Source organism: Metamycoplasma salivarium (assembly GCF_900660445.2).
Lineage (GTDB): Bacteria > Bacillota_I > Bacilli_A > Mycoplasmatales > Metamycoplasmataceae > Metamycoplasma > Metamycoplasma salivarium.
The window spans coordinates 132,402-150,254 of record NZ_LR214938.2 but is presented as its reverse complement, the minus strand read 5'-3'; the positions used below and the strand labels follow the sequence as shown (position 1 = coordinate 150,254).

12 protein-coding genes and 1 pseudogene are annotated in these 17,853 nt (G+C 27.0%); 2 read left to right on the top strand and 11 right to left on the bottom strand.

Annotation, left to right across the window (positions count from 1 at the left end):
- Positions 1–43: 43 nt before the first annotated feature.
- Positions 44–355: an AAA family ATPase gene (locus EXC60_RS00720; RefSeq protein ID WP_024544056.1), complete on the bottom strand. Its 312-nt coding sequence runs from the start codon at positions 353–355 to the stop codon at positions 44–46.
- Positions 356–466: 111 nt separating this feature from the next.
- Positions 467–733: a 30S ribosomal protein S15 gene (gene rpsO, locus EXC60_RS00715; protein ID WP_024544055.1), complete on the bottom strand. Its 267-nt coding sequence runs from the start codon at positions 731–733 to the stop codon at positions 467–469.
- Between the two features lie 216 nt (positions 734–949).
- On the opposite strand from rpsO, the gene rplU reads away from it, so the two are divergent.
- Positions 950–1,255 carry a 50S ribosomal protein L21 gene (gene rplU / locus EXC60_RS00710; protein ID WP_024544054.1) on the top strand — a complete coding sequence of 102 codons (306 nt, stop codon included), beginning with the start codon at positions 950–952 and terminating at the stop codon, positions 1,253–1,255.
- A pseudogene (rpmA, locus tag EXC60_RS03275) lies at positions 1,255–1,533 on the top strand (50S ribosomal protein L27); the annotation flags it as partial. The gene rplU and the pseudogene rpmA, both read left to right, overlap by 1 nt.
- A gap of 198 nt (positions 1,534–1,731) precedes the next feature.
- On the opposite strand, the gene EXC60_RS06040 reads toward rpmA, so the two are convergent.
- From EXC60_RS06040 to EXC60_RS00660, 9 genes are all read right to left on the bottom strand, one after another.
- A complete protein-coding gene (locus EXC60_RS06040; RefSeq protein ID WP_024544052.1) occupies positions 1,732–2,409 on the bottom strand; it encodes a signal peptidase II in 678 nt (225 codons plus the stop codon).
- Positions 2,399–5,071: an isoleucine--tRNA ligase gene (ileS, locus tag EXC60_RS06035; protein ID WP_024544051.1), complete on the bottom strand. Its 2,673-nt coding sequence runs from the start codon at positions 5,069–5,071 to the stop codon at positions 2,399–2,401. Before ileS ends, EXC60_RS06040 begins: the two co-directional genes overlap by 11 nt.
- A gap of 3 nt (positions 5,072–5,074) precedes the next feature.
- Positions 5,075–6,673, bottom strand: coding sequence for a CTP synthase (locus EXC60_RS06030; RefSeq protein ID WP_024544050.1), 1,599 nt, complete (start codon positions 6,671–6,673; stop codon positions 5,075–5,077).
- 155 nt (positions 6,674–6,828) lie between these two features.
- Positions 6,829–9,318 (bottom strand): DEAD/DEAH box helicase family protein, encoded by a 2,490-nt coding sequence (locus EXC60_RS00685; RefSeq protein WP_024544049.1) that lies wholly within the window; start codon positions 9,316–9,318, stop codon positions 6,829–6,831.
- On the bottom strand, positions 9,305–10,558 hold the full coding sequence (locus EXC60_RS06025; protein WP_024544048.1) for an ATP-dependent nuclease: 1,254 nt from the start codon (positions 10,556–10,558) through the stop codon (positions 9,305–9,307). Before EXC60_RS06025 ends, EXC60_RS00685 begins: the two co-directional genes overlap by 14 nt.
- Before the next feature lies 1 nt (position 10,559).
- Positions 10,560–11,765 (bottom strand): site-specific DNA-methyltransferase, encoded by a 1,206-nt coding sequence (locus EXC60_RS06020; RefSeq protein WP_129619850.1) that lies wholly within the window; start codon positions 11,763–11,765, stop codon positions 10,560–10,562.
- A gap of 121 nt (positions 11,766–11,886) precedes the next feature.
- On the bottom strand, positions 11,887–12,270 hold the full coding sequence (locus EXC60_RS03750; protein ID WP_241862323.1) for a hypothetical protein: 384 nt from the start codon (positions 12,268–12,270) through the stop codon (positions 11,887–11,889).
- A 137-nt stretch (positions 12,271–12,407) separates the two neighbouring features.
- A complete protein-coding gene (locus EXC60_RS06015) occupies positions 12,408–14,855 on the bottom strand; it encodes a DUF885 family protein (RefSeq protein WP_024544045.1) in 2,448 nt (815 codons plus the stop codon).
- A 304-nt stretch (positions 14,856–15,159) separates the two neighbouring features.
- Entirely contained in the window at positions 15,160–17,817 is a 2,658-nt protein-coding gene (locus EXC60_RS00660; protein ID WP_024544044.1) for a DUF885 family protein, read from the bottom strand.
- Positions 17,818–17,853 lie beyond the last annotated feature (36 nt).

Here is a 17,853-nt window from a genome sequence, read left to right as displayed (position 1 = left end):
GAAAATTTGAAATGCTTTATTTTATTTACAAATAAAATCTTCTTTAAAAAGTATAATGTTTCTCTAATATTTTTTCATCAAGCAATATATAATAAATATCATCATCAATAATTTTCTCATTAATGTATTTTGGTAATATCAATGAATCTCTAAGACGTTTAGTTTCCAAAATGTCAAAAGCTAATTTAATAATGTAACCTTCATCTTTTGCAACATTACTCTTTAGATAGCTATAAAAAATTTCAAATAGCAAAAATGACTTTCCGCATCTTCTAATTCCACTTATTATTTTTATCATTTTGTTATTTAATAAAGAAATTAATTGTTTTAAATATTTGTTTCTTTCAATATACATTTTAGCCTTTTATTTACCAAAAACCTATTTTTTATTTATTTTGTAAATAAGATATTAGAAAAAAATTAATAAAAAATGAGAGTTATTAAACTCCCATCTAACTTTATTAAACTATTTTCTAATGTTTAATTCTTTAATAGTTTTTTCATAAAGAACATAATCAGTATCTTTTAGATATGATAATAAATCCTTACGGTGATTAACTTTAGCAATAAAACCGCGCATTGAATGAAGATCTTTTTTGTTATTTGCAAAATGAACTTTTAAATCTTCAATTTCTTCAGTTAAAATAGCGATTTGAACAGGCGCATATCCAGTATCTTTTGCGTTTCTACCGAATTTTTTTACAAGTTCAGCTTTTCTTTGTTTACTAACCATTATTTTCCTTTCATAACCCAGCAATAATTTTAATTAGAACCGAGATATAATTTTTAACTCACTCATTATAATATAAATTTTTTAATTTATAGTTTAATTTCAAATCTTTTTTGATAGAATATCTAATGTTACTTATAGAGTAACCATTCTAAAAAGGTTTAAAACTTATTATTCTAATAAGTACCTCCAAGATGTGACAAAATATAAGGAGATTTTATGTTTGCTATCATTGAAACTGGTGGAAAACAAATTCTTGTTAAAGTTGGAGACACTATCTTTATCGAAAAAATTGAAGGTAAAGAAGGTGACAAAGTTAAATTTGACAAAGTTTTAGCAATTGATGAAAAAATTGGTTCACCATATTTAAAAGCAGTTTCTGTTTCAGGAAAAATTGAAAAACAAGGTAAAGCTAAAAAAATAGTGGTTTACCGTCATAATGCAAAATCAACACATAAGCGTAAATTAGGACACCGTCAACCTTATACCCGTGTAAAAATACTTGCAATTGAAGGAGCTAAATAATGGCACATACAAAAGCTGGTGGGACAACTAGAAATAGTAGAGATTCTGCAGGTAGAAGATTAGGTGTTAAAGCAACTGATGGTCAATTTGTTTTAGCTGGAAGTATTATTTTCCGTCAAAGAGGAACAAAGATTTTTCCTGGCAAAAATGTTGGTTGTGGAAGAGATTACACATTATTTGCATTAATTGATGGAATTGTTAAATTCGAAAATAAAATTAATAGACAATTTGCATCAGTATATCCTGAATCTGAACTTAAAAATACTAAAAAAGTAGAAGCAAAAAAAGAAGTTAAAAAACTTGTTGCTGCTAAAAAACCAGCAGCACCTAAAGTTTCAAAACCTAAAACTACTACAGTTAAAAAAACTACTACAACTGCTAAAAAATCAACAACAACTAAAAAACAAGAAATTTCTAAATAGTTATTAAAATTTAAAATGCTGGAAAGACCAGCATTTTTGTTTTTGATTTTATAATTAATTTGTGTTATCTAAAGAAGAATCATTATCATTTAAAGATGTTGAATCATTTAAAGAATCATCCTTAGTTTCGGGCAATTTTTCAAGGGTATTTGTGTTATTTTCTTCATTAGCATCATCACCTTTTTTGTGTCTATAATGTTCAACTAAACTAATAATTAAAGTTGATACAACAAAACCAATTGCTCCAAAAATTAAACAAACATCAGCAAAATTAAATGTTCCAGTATCAGCTCAAGGAATAAAGAAAACATCCCTAACTCCTTGATAAATAAATCTATCAACCATATTGCCACAAGCTCCTGCAGCAATTGCAGCAAGTCCTGGAATTAATCAAATATAAATCTTTCATTTTAAAAGCATAGAGCCTGCTAATGTTAGCAATAAAATAATGATACTTACTGTATGAAGCCCTGGAATTGTTAGCCCAATTTCTATGGTTGTTCCTTTATGCAAAATAGACCTAATTCCAAGTAATGGACTTTGTCATTTAACATTGCCTAGATTATTTTCATCATACAAATATTTTTTAGTTAATAAGTCAATTAACAGTAAAATTGCAAAAATTCCTAAGTAAATTGCCATATTAATTAAAATGTTTTGTCATTTGTATTCTTTTCAAAACTCTTTTGTAAAAATTCTAGGTCTTTTTTTCTCGCCTCAACTATTTGCCATTAATTACCTTCTTACAACGCATACATATTTCTAAATTTTTATCGAAATCTTTTGCTTCAAAATGGTTTCAACATCTTAAACACTTATATGAGTTTTCCAATTTTTGTACTTTATTAATATTAGCAAAATTTACTTTTGCAACCATCAATAATTTAACTAAATCTAATGATTTAATAAAACTAGACTTAGAATTTACAAAAATTTCTGCTTCATTTTGACGTTTAATTTCTTGACTTTGAATTTTTTGTTCAATTAAACGATAAATTTCATCTTTTAATGCAAAAAATTCAGCTCATTTTTCTTCTAAGGTGGTTTTTATTTCATTATGTTTTAAGAAATTTAATAAATGAATTGACTCAACTTTGTTTTTTGCAGGGAAATATGAATATATTTCTTCACAAGTAATTGGTAAAATTGGAGCTAATGCTTTAATTAAAAGTTCTGTTAATTTGTAAAAGATAAATTGAACTTGTAAACGTTCATTTGAATTTTTGGATTCTAAATATAAAATATCTTTCGTAATTGAAATGTAATAGCCACTGAAATCAATAATAAAATTATTAATTTCTTTAATAATGTTTAAAAACTTATATTCTTCATAAAATTTTAATAATGTATTTTCTAATTTTAAAATTCTTTCATACATAAGTTCATGTACAGAATCTAGTTTAATTTCTTGATAAGTATAATCATTTAAACCACCAAGCATAAATTTAATTGTATTTCTTATTTTACGGTAAATTTCTATGTTTTGTTGAATGATTTTATCATCAATTGAAACATCACTTGTATATTCAGAGTTTGCAACTCACATTCTTAAAATATCAGCACCATATTTGTTAATAACATCTAAAGGATCAACAACATTGCCTTTAGATTTAGACATTTTATTGCCCTTACCATCAAGCACAAAGCCATGTGAAACTAATGCTTTAAAAGGTGACTTATTACGTCAAGCAACTGAGTTTATTAAAGAGCTATTAAATCAACCACGGTATTGGTCACTTCCTTCTAAATACAAATCAAAAGGTGCTTCTAAACCACTAGGTTTAATGCTTATTGAAGTTGATCCTGAATCAAATCAAACATCCATAATATCATTTTCTTTACTAAAACCTAATCCTCTAAATTTTTTAGGTAAAAGTTCATTAGCAGGTTTTTCGTATCAAATATCAGAACCGTGTTTTGCTACTAAATCAATTACATAATCAAATATTTCATTGTTAAAAACAGGTTTTTTGTTTTTATCATAAAAAATGATAATTGGAACACCTCATTTTCTTTGACGTGAAATACATCAGCTTTCACGATTTTCTAGCATTAAAGATAAACGTTTTTCACTTCATTCGTTATAAGTTTTAATGGTTTTAATAGCTTTTTGAAGTTTATCTTTAATAGGTGCTAGTGAAACAAATCATTGAGGAGTTGCACGATACATAATTGGTAAATGTGTTCTTCAATCATGAGGATATTGGTGTTTTAATCTCTTAAATGATAAAAGCAAACCATTTTCTTCTAGATACTTACCGATTTTAGGATTAGCATCTTCATAAAACATATCCTTATATGAAAGACCTTTTTCATTGATTGTTCCATCATCGTTAATATGCATTATTTTATTAAGGTTAAATTTATTACCAATAATAAAGTCATCTTCACCAAATAAAGGTGCAATGTGAACTATCCCGGTACCTGTATCTAATGTAACATGATGTCCAAAAACCATAGGACATATATTTTTATTAATTGGACTTATGTAAGTTAAATTAATTAAATCTTTGCCTTTTAATGTTTTTAAAATTTTATATTGTTCTCATTTACAATCTTTAGCAACATTTTCTAATAATTCTTTTGCTAAAACATATCTTTTTTTATTAACTTCAACTAAGACATAATCAAATTTTTCACTAATAGCAGCTGCAGCATTAGCAATTAAAGTTCAAGGAGTTGTGGTTCATATTAAAACATAATCACCTTTTGCAACATACTTATTACCATTGTTAATTTCAAAGGCAACAGTAATTGAAGGAGATATATGTTCTGCATATTCAACTTCAGCTTCAGCCAAAGCTGATTGAGAAGAAGGACTTCAATAAACAGGTTTTAAATCACGATAAATTAATTTATCATTAACCATTTTTTGAAAAAGTTTTAATTGTCACATTTCAACATTTTTATCTAATGTTAAATATATGTCTTTAAAATCAGTTAGCAACGCTAATTTCTTAAATTGAGAAATTTGGTGATTTACTTGACTCAAAGCATAATCATGACATGCTTTTCTAAGTTCGGTTACAGAAAAATCTTTTGCTTGTTTTTTATTTTCAGATAGCATTTTATGTTCGATTGGAAGACCATGAGTATCTCAACCAGCAACATATGGTGAAAAATAGCCTTGCATACTTCTAAATCTAACAACAATGTCTTTTAAAATTTTATTAAGTGCATGGCCAACATGAATGTTACCATTTGCATATGGAGGCCCATCATGCAAAACAAAAGGTTTGTTACCTTTGTTTTTTTCTAATACTTTTTGATAAATTTTATTTTGTTTTCAATTTTTGATATATTCATCTTGCTTTTTAACTAAATCTGCTTTCATTGAAAATTCAGTTTGAGGCATTAACAAAGTATTTTTATAATCTTTTTTATTCTCTTCCATATTTTATTTTCCATTCTTGCATGCTATTAAAAAGTTTGTAAAAAGTTTTTCAGGTTGTATAGGTTTTACATTATATTCTGGATGGTATTGCACACCAATATAAAATGGATGTGATGTAATTTCAAAAATTTCACAAATATTTTTATTTTCATTTGTTGCAGAAATTTTTGCATCATCATTTTCATATTTTTTAAATAGTTCGGGTTTAATGCAAAATCTATGTTTATGTCTTTCTTCAATCACTAATTTGTTATAAATTTCATATGCTTTTGTGTTCTTATTAATGATAATTTTTCTATTTCCAATTCTTACAGGATAATCAATTTCATTGTAAGTTTTTACTTTTTCATTAATAAAATCATCTTTGTTTTTATCAGTTAATGCGTCAAATTCAATGGTCTTAACATTTTTGTTAATTGATTTAGCAAATTCATATGCCATTGCTTGAAATCCTCAGCAAATTCCTAAGGTTGGGATATTGCTTTCTCTTGCATATTTTGCACAGGAAACTTCATTATCTCATCCTTCAATTCCTTTACCTGGCAAAAGAATAATTCCATCAACTTTATTTAATGTTTCTTTGATTTCAGATTGTTTTAAAGAAATTAAATCTATTCATTTAAAGTTGATTTTAACATTTTCATAAGCTGATGCAATTACTAAAGCTTCTTTAATTGATTTGTATGCATCTTCAAATGCGGTATATTTTCCGCACATTGCAAGATTAATTTCAATTCTGTTTTTATCTTTAAGTTTATTAACAAAATCTTCCCATTTACTCAAATTTGCATTATTAGTTTTTAAATTAAAATGTGTGCAAATATTTTTAACAATATTTTTAGTTTGCAAATAAAGTGGAATTTGATAAATGATTTTAAAATCAGGAATATTAACAATATTTTTAGTTTGAACAAATGAAATTTTTGAAATTTTTTCAATAGATTCTTTATCAATCTTTTTATGAGATCTTAAAAAAATCATATTAGGGTTAATTCCTAATGATCTTAAAACTGTAATTGAATGTTGTGTAGGTTTAGTTTTATAATCAAGTGTTGTTTCAAGTTGCGGTAAATAAGAAACATGAATAAAATAAACATTTTTAGGATACATATAGCTAAGTTGAGCAATTGCATAGAAAAATGGGTTACTTTCTAAATCTCCAACAGTCCCACCAATTTCAATAATCGCAAAATCAGGATGGTAATTTTTTTCAATGTTTAAAATCACATTTTGAATTTCATTAGTGAAATGAGGAACAACTTGTAAAGTTTTACCATTGTATTCTCCATTCTGTTCTTTTTCAGCTAATTTTTTATAAAGCTTACCTGAAGTATATGAAGATTCATAGGTTAAATTAGTTCCGATAAATCTTTCATAATAGCCTAAATCTAAATCAGTTTCTGCACCATCTTGTGTCACATAAACCTCACCATGTTCAATTGGTGATAAAAGACCAGGAGTGACATTTAAATATGGATCTAATTTCATTGAAAAAACGCTATATCCATGACTTTTTAATAAATATCCAACAGAGGCGGCACAAACACCTTTTCCAATTCCACTAATTACACCACCGGTAACGAAAATATATCTTGTCTTCATAAATCCTTCTTTCAATATTAGAAAATTAAATATAACCTGGTAATAATTTTATTTATATATTTTAATATAAAAAGAATTATTCTTAATTAAGACTATAGTAAATTTAATTTTATTAAATTAAAAAGCTAACAATGTTTAAATGCTAGCTTTTAAAATTATTTTGTATAAGTTTGGATTTTTTTAAAAAATGTATGGAAAGAAGACTCTTTGTGACCGTTTAAATATTCATTAATTTCTTGTTTTGTTGAATAACCTTTAAATCTAACCTTTTCATTAGGAGAAGGGCTTACTAAGGCAACTGATAAAGTTAAATCATCTGATACTAATGTTTCTCTTTTTTCATCAATGTATTTTTTATATGCATTCAGTAAATTATCAATTTTATTATTATTGCTATGGTCATCATTATCTTGCTTTACTTCTATAATTAGTTGATGCGTTTTATATTTAATTATAATGTCAGGAAATGAATTTTTGATTTCATATTCATTTTCATAATATTCATAATTAATACCGTGAAGTGTAGGATTCTTGGTTCAAATTTTTACTTCTTCATTAAATTTATTAGGTTCGTCAATGTAGTCTACATATAATTCTTTAAACTCATCTTTTATTTTATTTAATAAGAACTGTTCGGGATTACTATCTAAATAATGCTTATTGCTTTTATTGTCACTATTTACATATGCGTAATTAAGCTCTTTTTCAGTTGTTTTAATATCGCTACTATCTAACATATCTATAAAGTTGCTTGTATTTCATTGATATGAATTAGATGGAAGCTTTTTAACATCGATAAGTTCAAATTCTTGCAAGCCTTGATTTTCTTTTTTTCTAATATCTATTGCTTTTTTATGCAGTTTTTTAACGTCATTTAAATAACATTTAAAAATAACATATCAAATTAGATTTCTTGAATATTTCTCATTATCATTGTCTAATATATTTCACCATTTATCAATTGCAGAGTTAATATTATTAATTGTCGTTTTACTTATATAGTTTTGATGGATTTTATACATTTCATTTATATACATTTCTAATTCGATAGCATTTCTTAAAAACTTTTTTTCTCTTTCAACATAATTTCCATTATTATCTTTAATTTGCTCTTTTGTGGCGATTAATTTATGTGTTTTATTGTATTCATTTTCTAATTCGTCATGAATATAATTTAAAATTTGTTTTTTGTCAATTAATGCAAGAATTTCATGATTATATTTTTCATTATTCGCAGTTTCTTTTAGAATATTCCTATTTATTTGACCATTGTAAAATTTAAAATCTTCAATATCTTGTTTAAATTTATCTTGCAATATATAGTAACTTCATTCTCGATTACTTTTTTCATAGTTCGAATAAACATAATAATTTTTAGAAATTGAATTTGGGTTTATTTTCATAAGCTCATCATCTGGAAAGCTTGGATTAGGGTTTCTCCTAATTCTTCCGATTGTTTGCACATTTAAAGTATCCGATGAAACATTTCTAAGTTGCACTAGCATACAAGCTCTTGGGATATTTCAACCAGTAGCAGGTCCAATTTTAAAAATAATGACATCAATATCAGAATTATTTTGTGAAATTGATTTTAAGTCAATTTTTTCTCTAATATTTGTTAGTTCAAATTTGTTTGAGGATTTATCATCGCCAAAGTAAATTGCATAAGTTAATCCTTTATTTTTAAGTATTGAAATAATTTGATTTATTTCCTCATCAAATTGATTATCTGTTATTTCGCTAGTATGTTTATTTCTAACTTGAATTAGCATTGCAGGATTTATACCGATTAATGAAGGCTCATTTATTTTATCAATATATTTTGATTTAATTTCTTTGAATTTAGTGCAGGCGATTTCCAAAATATCTTTGTTTGAAAGAATATCAGCATTTAAACTTTTAATATCCTCATTTTGACAATAATTTGGTTTTAAAAGTTTAATGTTGTCTTGCTCTAAATCTTTATCAGTAATAACAATTTGTTTAAATTGCTTGTTATTTGGTGTTGCTGTCATTTTAATAACATATTGTGCAATTTGTTGCATTTTGGCTTCAAATTTAATTGCCTTGTCTTTTATAGATGCAATTTGTTTGTTATTTTCTATATTATCATTATATAAATCAAGATATTTTGATTTTGCAGTATTAGTTTCACCACCATAATGTGCTTCATCTCTGATATAAACAAGTTTATATTCTTCATTTTTAATTTGATCAATAAATGCATCAAATACACCTTCTTCAGTGAAAATTTTGTTTTTACCAAAAGATGATGTGCCAAAAACTAACACTTTATTTTTCTCTGCAATAATTGAATAAGTCGCATCAGACTTATTTCTAGTTTTAGAATTTGAAGGAGAATCAACTTTTTCTATATTTAGATATGCACCAAAATCAAGATAATGCTTATAGTAATTTAGATTATTTTCCATTTGTTTTGGAAGTTCAGCAGATGATAATGTTGCAATTACAAATAATAATTTTTCACCAAAATATTTTTTTGTAATGTCATTAATAACATTTGCGATCATAAATGTCTTACCCGAGCCTGTTGGCGCTTTAAAATAAACAATATTTTTGTCGTTCAAATTAAATTCATTAACTAATTCATTAACTGCATTTTGTTGTGTACTAGTTAGTTTCATTGTTATCCTTATTTGATATTGTTTTTTCACTATCGGGAATTAAATATTTTGATTTTCTAAATGAAATTTTTTCTAAATGATTAATAAATTCCAATGTATTTGATTTCCTTTTTATTGGGAAATTAAGTTCTTCTTCAATATTTGGAGTAAACCCATAATATTTATTAAAGTATTTTTCATGAAAATAATTATTAATTTTCATATTTCATTCATTTTTTTGTGCATCTTTTAAATTTGGATCCATATCAAAATAAAATTGCGTATTAATATGTAAACTATTAAATATCTCAAGAAATATTGGTATATTTGGTTTTCCGAAAGTGGGAAAAATAACATAATCCTCAAATTGTTTATTATTATCACGTAAAAGTTTTTCAATAAAAAACTTATCATTTATTCCTTCACAAAGTATTACTTTCTTAGAAAAGAGAGTATCAAAAAAGTTATATCTATGCATTTGTAAAATTGATTTTTGCAAGTTTTCAAACTCAAAATATTTTTTAAACTTTTCTGGTACATTTTGCCGTATGTTTATTTTTTCATTTATAGTATTTAGAATTTTATTTAAGTCTATTTTTTTACAATTACCATTTTTTTCGTTTAGTAAATTTATTGAATCTAAATTAAATTCTAAAAAACTCAATAATTTCGGAGAATGTGTCGAAATATAAACATTTTTGTTTTGTGTGATCAAGTTTCTAATTTTTTCTCCTAATATTTTTATTAAACTGGGCTGCATATATTTTTCGGGTTCATCCAAGAAAATATAGTTTTTGTTAGAGCGAAGAATAAATTCTAATAGTAATAACATTTTTTGTCCACTGCCCATTTGCTTAAATATAGTTTTGTCAATCGATAAAACTTTTTTATATTCTATGCCTTTGGTTGACGGTGATATAAAGTCTTTATTCTCTTCTCTCGTACTATCATTTAATATTAATACGTTGTCAATGATTCTATTTATTTCATTTTTTATGTTTAATATATTAGTATTTACTTCTCGCTGAATTTGTGTTTTTAAGGCGTTAATATTTTCCGGAGTTAAAAATATTTCTTCTAAGAAACATTCCATGGATTTGCTATTTTCCAGATCTTTTAATTCATCTTCCAATAGTATCTCAGAAGGCAAAAATATCGTATTATTTAATTCGGTTTTTTCGATTCTTGCTTTCTCAGTTTCTAGTTTTGTAGTTTTCCCGTACCCATTTGGGCCAATATAAATTGTTAATTTTCCAGGCATACTATCTGTCTTCCTTTAAAATAGGTTTAAGCGATAATAAATCGTAGTAAATATCAACATTAAAGTTTGTTGAAGGAGTTATTCCAAATTCTTCAATTTCCTTAGCCAAAGTTTTTTTAATCTTTGCAATTGAATCATTATCGTTCTTTTTTAATATTGAAGTATCGTAATATTCAATACTGAAGACATTTAAATTTTGCTTATATGGTTTATTCTTATTAGTTCATTCAAAAGATTCGCCTTTTGTTCCTATGCCATTATTAATTCTATATATTCTTTCATAGCAAACATCGTATCCAATATTATTTTCATTATTAGTAACTAATGTATATGTTCTATTTCCTCCATCTTCCTTGTTTAATTCCATAACGGCATGGCCTGTTGTTCCTGAACCAGCATAGAAGTCAAGTATTTTTATATTTTTTTTAGTTGATGACATTTTTAAAATGTATTTTATTAAATTAGTTGGTTTAGGGAAATCAAATTTATTTTTATCCGAAAAAATTTTAACAATATCAGCGCCTCCTTCTTGCGAAAATATATTATCAATAATGTTTTCAAATTCCTGTCCTGCCATAACTCTTCTAATTTGTTTGCTTTTAGGATCAAATTTTACAAATTGATATTGTTTTCTAAAGGCGACTCACTCGTCCTTATCATTCTTTTTGACTTCTATAAATCCTAATTTATTTCCTATCTTATAAGCGTCATAACCCCATGTATAACACCCACTTTCTGGCTTGTGTTTATTAACATGCAAATTAAACTCAGTTCCGTCTGGAGCCAAAATTGGATAATCCAATGATTTGATATATTGAAAACTCCCTGTTGATGAGGGACGGAAGAGAAAAGTGAGTTTGTAATAACCTCTTTCATCGAAATATTTATCTTTGTTTGTATATCCTAATTTTTTTAATTTTTCTTCATTATGTATTAAATAACCAAAATTTCTATTATTAATGTTTCTAGCATAACACAAAATATATTCTGTGTTTTTAACAATAGAATAATCAAATGATGTATTTCCGCCGGGACCTCATTTTTTTACTCAAACAATATTCGAAACAAAATTTTCTTCTCCAAATATTTCGTCCATTAATATTTTTAGATAAGCTTGTTCGTTATCATCAAGTGATACAAAAATTACTCCATCATCTTTTAGAGTTGTTTTGCCAATCTTAAACGTTCATTTAACATATTTAATCAACCATTACGACTAAATTTGTCACGATAAACAAATTTTGAAGGTGCTATATCTGATTTTTCATCAGCTAAATGGTTTCCATCATCTTTTGCTGATTCTGTATTATAAGGAGGGTCAATATAAATTACATCGTAATATGCATCGCTATGCGATGAACTCTCTCTCTCTCTCTCTCGATAACCAAAAGGTTTTTTAAAGCATCATAGTTTTCGCCAATAATTAATGTATTTTCTATATTGGAAGTATTTTCATAGTTTTCAAAAGATCTTTGTTCGTCTTTTCTTAATAATGCAACGCTTTCTTCATCTTCTTTTTGGTATGTTGGTGCAACATCAAATGTAAAACCAATTTTAATTCTTTGAATTAGCATTTGAAAAATATTTTGTAAGTCTCTTTCATCTGCTTTTCTTAAGATTTTCTTAGCAAGAATTTTTTGATCTTCATTAAATGTAGCAGGTGCTAGATCGTCAATTTTCTTGCAATAATCTTTTAATAAATTTTCTGACATAAATTAATCTCCTTATAATTAAATTTATTAATAACTATTATATGCTAAACATGTGTTAAAATCCGCTTAATAATTAGCAAAATAATTAAAAATCCATATGCTTTTGCATATGAATCTTCTAATTAGTAAATTAGGAATTATATTCCGTAAACTCTTTTCATAATTTCTTCAATAGCACCCATTGGTAATGCACTATTTCTTAAAATTAAGTCAAAGAATTTCTTAATTTGTCCATGTTCTTTGAATTCAGGAGTAACTTGATTTATGAATTGTTCTCTTGTTAATCCAATTTTGTTATGAATTTTCTTATATAGATCCATAAACACTTCTTTACCTGAATTATATGAGGTAGCTTGACCTGCAAGGTTGAAGTAACGTTTAGATTCTGATGTAATATCACCAATACCTAAAGCTGAGTTTTTGGTCATATAATCTCTTGCTTGCTTAATTGATGCACCTGCTGGTAAATCGCTATTTCCTGCAACAGTACCTCCATGGTATGCAGTATCTACTGCTAAACGCATGTTACGTAGTTGTGCTTCATTTAAAGCACCAATATATTGCAACATATTAGCTAATTTAATTGCTGCTTTTGCATGGTCTTCATCTTTATCTGTATATTTATTAGTTTCTGCAACTTTATTTCAATAAACTCCACCGTGTAAGTTTTTGATTTGTTCAATAACTTCAGGTTTTGATACATTATCAGCAGTTGCGAAAGAAGTAATGCCTTTAGCAAAGCTAAAGTCTTTAGGCATTGCATAATAATCATCACTTGTATAGTCTGGAGTTCCATAATATCCAGCTTCAATACCAAATCATTCCATAAACAATGCTCAACCTTCTATATATGAAGTATAGTTGAATGTTCTAGGTCCTAAGTTAACTCCACCAACTTTAGCTAAGAAATTATCAGCATACATAAATTGGTTGTGGTGTCCCATAATGCTTTCATGGTTAGCAAATGATGTTACAGATCATTTTGGTAAGCTATAATATGGGTCACAGTTAAATGAAAATCTCTTGTTTTCTGGATCTTCAGCACCAACTCCAACAATAGATCTTTTTGCATATTCATATGTTTGAATATCATAGTCAGGAACTTTGTTACCAAAAAATGAACGTCCATAATCCATTGTGGTTTTCTTAAATTGTTCATAACCTTTAAATGCTTCTAAAGCACCATAGTAGAATTGTTGTTCAGTAATTGAACCATATTGTTTTGTACTTGATTTAAGATGATCATAGCCTAAATCAGTTAAGAATGTACGTCCTTTAGCCAAAACAGGATCTTGTTCTAATTGTTTTTTGTAATCTGCTGAATAATATGAACTATCTTCTCTTCCAAAGAAGAAATCTTCTGAGTTTAATCATTTGTAAAAATCAGGAAGATTAATTTTTTTATCTTTTCTAATGTTTAAAGTTTTATCAGCAACATTTGCTGAACCTAGACCATCTTCGTCATATTTAATGGTAGTAGTTCAATCTTCATCTTTGCCTTTAATTAAATCAGCAATTGCATTTGCAATTGTTTCCATATTCGTAGCAGCAGATTTTGTTGAAGTAACGCCCTTGTCATATACTTGTTGGTCTGTATATTCTGAAGTTGTACACATTTTTAGAATTTGCTTGTAAATGTCTTTACCAGTAAGTCCACCAGCTTTTCCAGGAATATATCCAATTCCGGCTTTATCTTGACTTAAATCTTTATCAGTTAAACCCAAACCATAAACTTGTTTATAAGTTCCATCAGTTGCTTTAAATTCTAAAATATTTTCTTTTTCATCGATCGTAGATTGTTTGGCTTTATACAATTTTAGTTCAGCAAGATCTTGACCTTTACCAAAAGTGCTTGCTTTATAGTATTCTGAAACATAATAGTCATAGAATCTATCTACATAATCTTGTAAGGTATAATCTTTTTCAGCTTTTGTTGAATTAAAACCAATTAATTCTTTAACAGTAATTTCTGTTTTAGAACTATTTAAAAATTCTTCAAGTTTTTTAGCATATAAGTTGCTTAAAAATGAAGTTACATTGTTTTTAATAAACAATTTCGAAGGAACAAGATTTTTGCCAACTGCTTCTTTAGCAGCATCATATCATCTTTTAGCAATTTCTTTTTTAGCATCAGTTTCAGCTTTGTCTTTTGCTTCTTCATTATCAAGCAAAATATTTTCTTCAAATGCATTTGCAACATAAGTATCAGAAGGTCCTGCATCAAATGAACTAAATAAATATCTAAGACCGTTTTTATAATTGCCTTGTTGTACTTCTCAGTTATATTTAAGCCCATTAATTCATGCAACAACGTCATTATCTAAATTAGTTGTATTAATTTTGTTAATTTCATCAATGTAACTTTGAATAAATTTAATAATTTCTTCATTTTCTTTGGCATCAGGAAATGGAATTGGGAATTTTTCTTTAAATTCCTTGTTAAATTTGTCCTTTAATGTAACAACATTTTGCGCTTGTTTTTCACTTTCAGTAAGTCTACCACACCTTGCTGAAATTGCAGCTAATGGCATTAAGTTAGCAAAAATACCAGCAGCTGATAAAAGAATTTTGTTTCTTTTTAACATAAACTAGTTATTTAATTCCTTTCATATTTATTATTAAAATGTTAAAAATCAAAAAAAGTTAGTCTATAAAAAATAAAAATCAATAGCAAAATTAGCTGCTATTGACAGGAATTTATATTTAGTTTGTGATACAAACTTGCTATCTTCCTAATGTTATTTTTTATCATTCACTTATCTATTTGTCTATGTTAGACTATTTAATTATAATAAACTGCATTTTGTAATATAAGAAATTTGTAGATTAATGAACAAAAAATAACAAAAATGAAGGAATTTTAGTTCCCTCATTTTGTAATTTAAAATATTATTTTAAGCCGTAAACTCTTGAAATTACTTCTTCAATAGTTCCCATAGGTAATGCTGAGTTCTTTAATAATCAGTCAAAGAATTTCTTAATTTCACCATGTTCACCTAGTTCATTTTTAGCATTAATAAATTGTTCTCTTGTTAATCCTAATTTTTCATGAACTTTCTTGTATAAGTCTAAGAATACTTCTTTACCTGAGTTATATGAAGTAGCTTGGCCAACATAGTTGAAGTAACGTCTTGATTCAGAGGTAATATCTCCAAAACCTAAAGCTGAGTTTTTATGCATATATTCTCTAGCTTCTTTCATTGAGATACCTTTATCTAATTCTCCACTCTTAGTTACACCAGCACCATGGTATGCAGTGTCAACTGCTAAACGCATGTTACGTAGTTGTGCTTCGTTTAATGCACCAAAGTATTGCAACATGTTAGCTAATTTAATAGCATCTCTAGCATGTTGTTCATCTTTACCATCGTATTTGTTAAGTTGAGCAACTTTGCTTCAGTAAACTCCACCATGTAATTTCTTAATTTGGTCAATAATTTCAGGTTTTGAAACATTATCAGCATTTGCAAATGATGTAATACCTTTAGCAAAGCTAAAGTCTTTAGGCATTCCATAATAATTTTTGCTTGCATAATCTGGAGTTCCATAAAATCCAGCTTCAATACCAAATCATTCCATAAATAATGCTCATCCTTCAACATATGATGTATAGTCGAATGTATCGGCACCTAGATTTTTTCCATCAATTTTTGCTAAATGTCTTTGAGCATACATAATTTGGTTGTGGTGTCCCATCATACTTTCATGGTTTGCAAATGATGTTACAGATCATTTTGGTAAGCTGTAATATGGATCAGCATTAAACATAAATTTCATTACATTAGAGCTATATGCACCAACACCTTCATCAGCTCTATCTGAATAATTGTAGGTTTGAATATCATAGTCAGGAACTTCTTTAGGGAAGAATGTTCTACCATATTCTTGTGTGGTTTTCTTAAATTGTTCATAGCCTTTAAATGCTTCTAAAGCACCGTAGTAGAATTGATCATTTGTAATGCTATTGTAAGCAGTGTTGTCACCTTTTAAATGATCATAACCAAATTTAGTTAATTCAGCACGAGCATTTTTTAAATTAGGGTCATCTTCTAAACTCTTCTTTAATTCTTGAGTATAGTATTCTTTCTTTTCTCTACCAAAGAAGAAGTCTTCTGCATTTAATCATTTATTAAATTCTGTTAAGTTAACTTGACCATTTTCTCTGATTTTAAATGTTACTTCTTTGACAGGGTCAGGGCCTAAACCATCACTATCATAATCAACTGTTGCAGATCAATCTTTGCCTTTGCCCGCAATTAAATCTGCAACTTCATTAGCAATAGTTTTCATATTGTCTTCTGCAGATTTTGTAGTATTGATACCTTTTTTATTAACTTCATCATCAGTTAAATCAGATGTAGTATTCATTTTTAAAATTTGTGCATAAATTTCTTTACCAGTCAATTGTCCAGGTTTTCCAGGAATGTAACCTAAACCAGCATTTTTTTGGTTTAAATCTTTATCTGTTAATCCAAGTCCATAGACTTTTTTGTTTTCAATTTCAATAATTTGTTCTTTTTCATCAAGCCCAGCAATTTTTGACTTAGAAATTTTAAGTTCAGGAATGTTTTCACCTTCACCATATTCACTTGCTTTGTAATATTCATCAACATACAAGTCATAAAATCTATCAATTCAATCTTGTTTTGTGTAACTGGCCTCAGATTTTGTTCTATCAAAACCAATTATTTCTTTAACCGTTTTAGTTTCATCGGTTCCATTTAGAAATGCGCTTAATTTGCTTGCATAAATATTTCTCATTATTCATTGAATATTGTTTTTAATGAAAATTTTTGATGGAACAATTTTTTCTGCAATAGCATCTTTTAATGCATCGTATCATTTTTTAGCAGTTTTCGCATCATGAAGACCAATATTACCATAGAATGAGTTTGCAACATATGTACTTGATGCACCTCAATAAAATGAGGCAAGTAAATATCTAAGGCCATTTTTATAATTACCTTGTTGAATTTCTCAGTTGTATTTCAAACCACTTGCTCATGCAACAACATTAGTGTCTAATTTTGAAGTATCAATTTTATTAATTTCGTCAATGTATTTTTGAATTAAAGTAATTGCTTTTTCATTTTCTTCTTTAGTTGGGAAAGAAGAAATGTTTGCGCCAAATTCTTGTTCAAATTTATTTTTTAAATCAATAATTTGCTTTGCAACTTCAATATCTTTTGTAGCATCAGCATTTGTTTTAAATCCAGTAAAAGTTTTAGTTTTAGTAGATTCTAATTTGGTTTCTGCGTGAATAACTTTGTAAGTAACAGTTAATGTTCCTTTAGCATCATCAGCTTCTTTTTTGATAACTTCTGCAGTGTAACCATCTTGCAATTTTGGTAAATTTTTGATAATATCTTCATTGCTAATATCTGATGGTTTTACTAAGTGATATTGTTTTTCAAAATCTTTTATTTCAACGCTATTAAGATATTTTTTAATTCTTTTTTCACTACAACTACTTGAAATAATTGCAATTGGTGCAATTGACGCAAAAACACCTGCTGCTGATAAAAGAATTTTATTCCTTTTTAACATTAGTTTTTTTGACCTTTCTTATTTGTTTTTTTATAC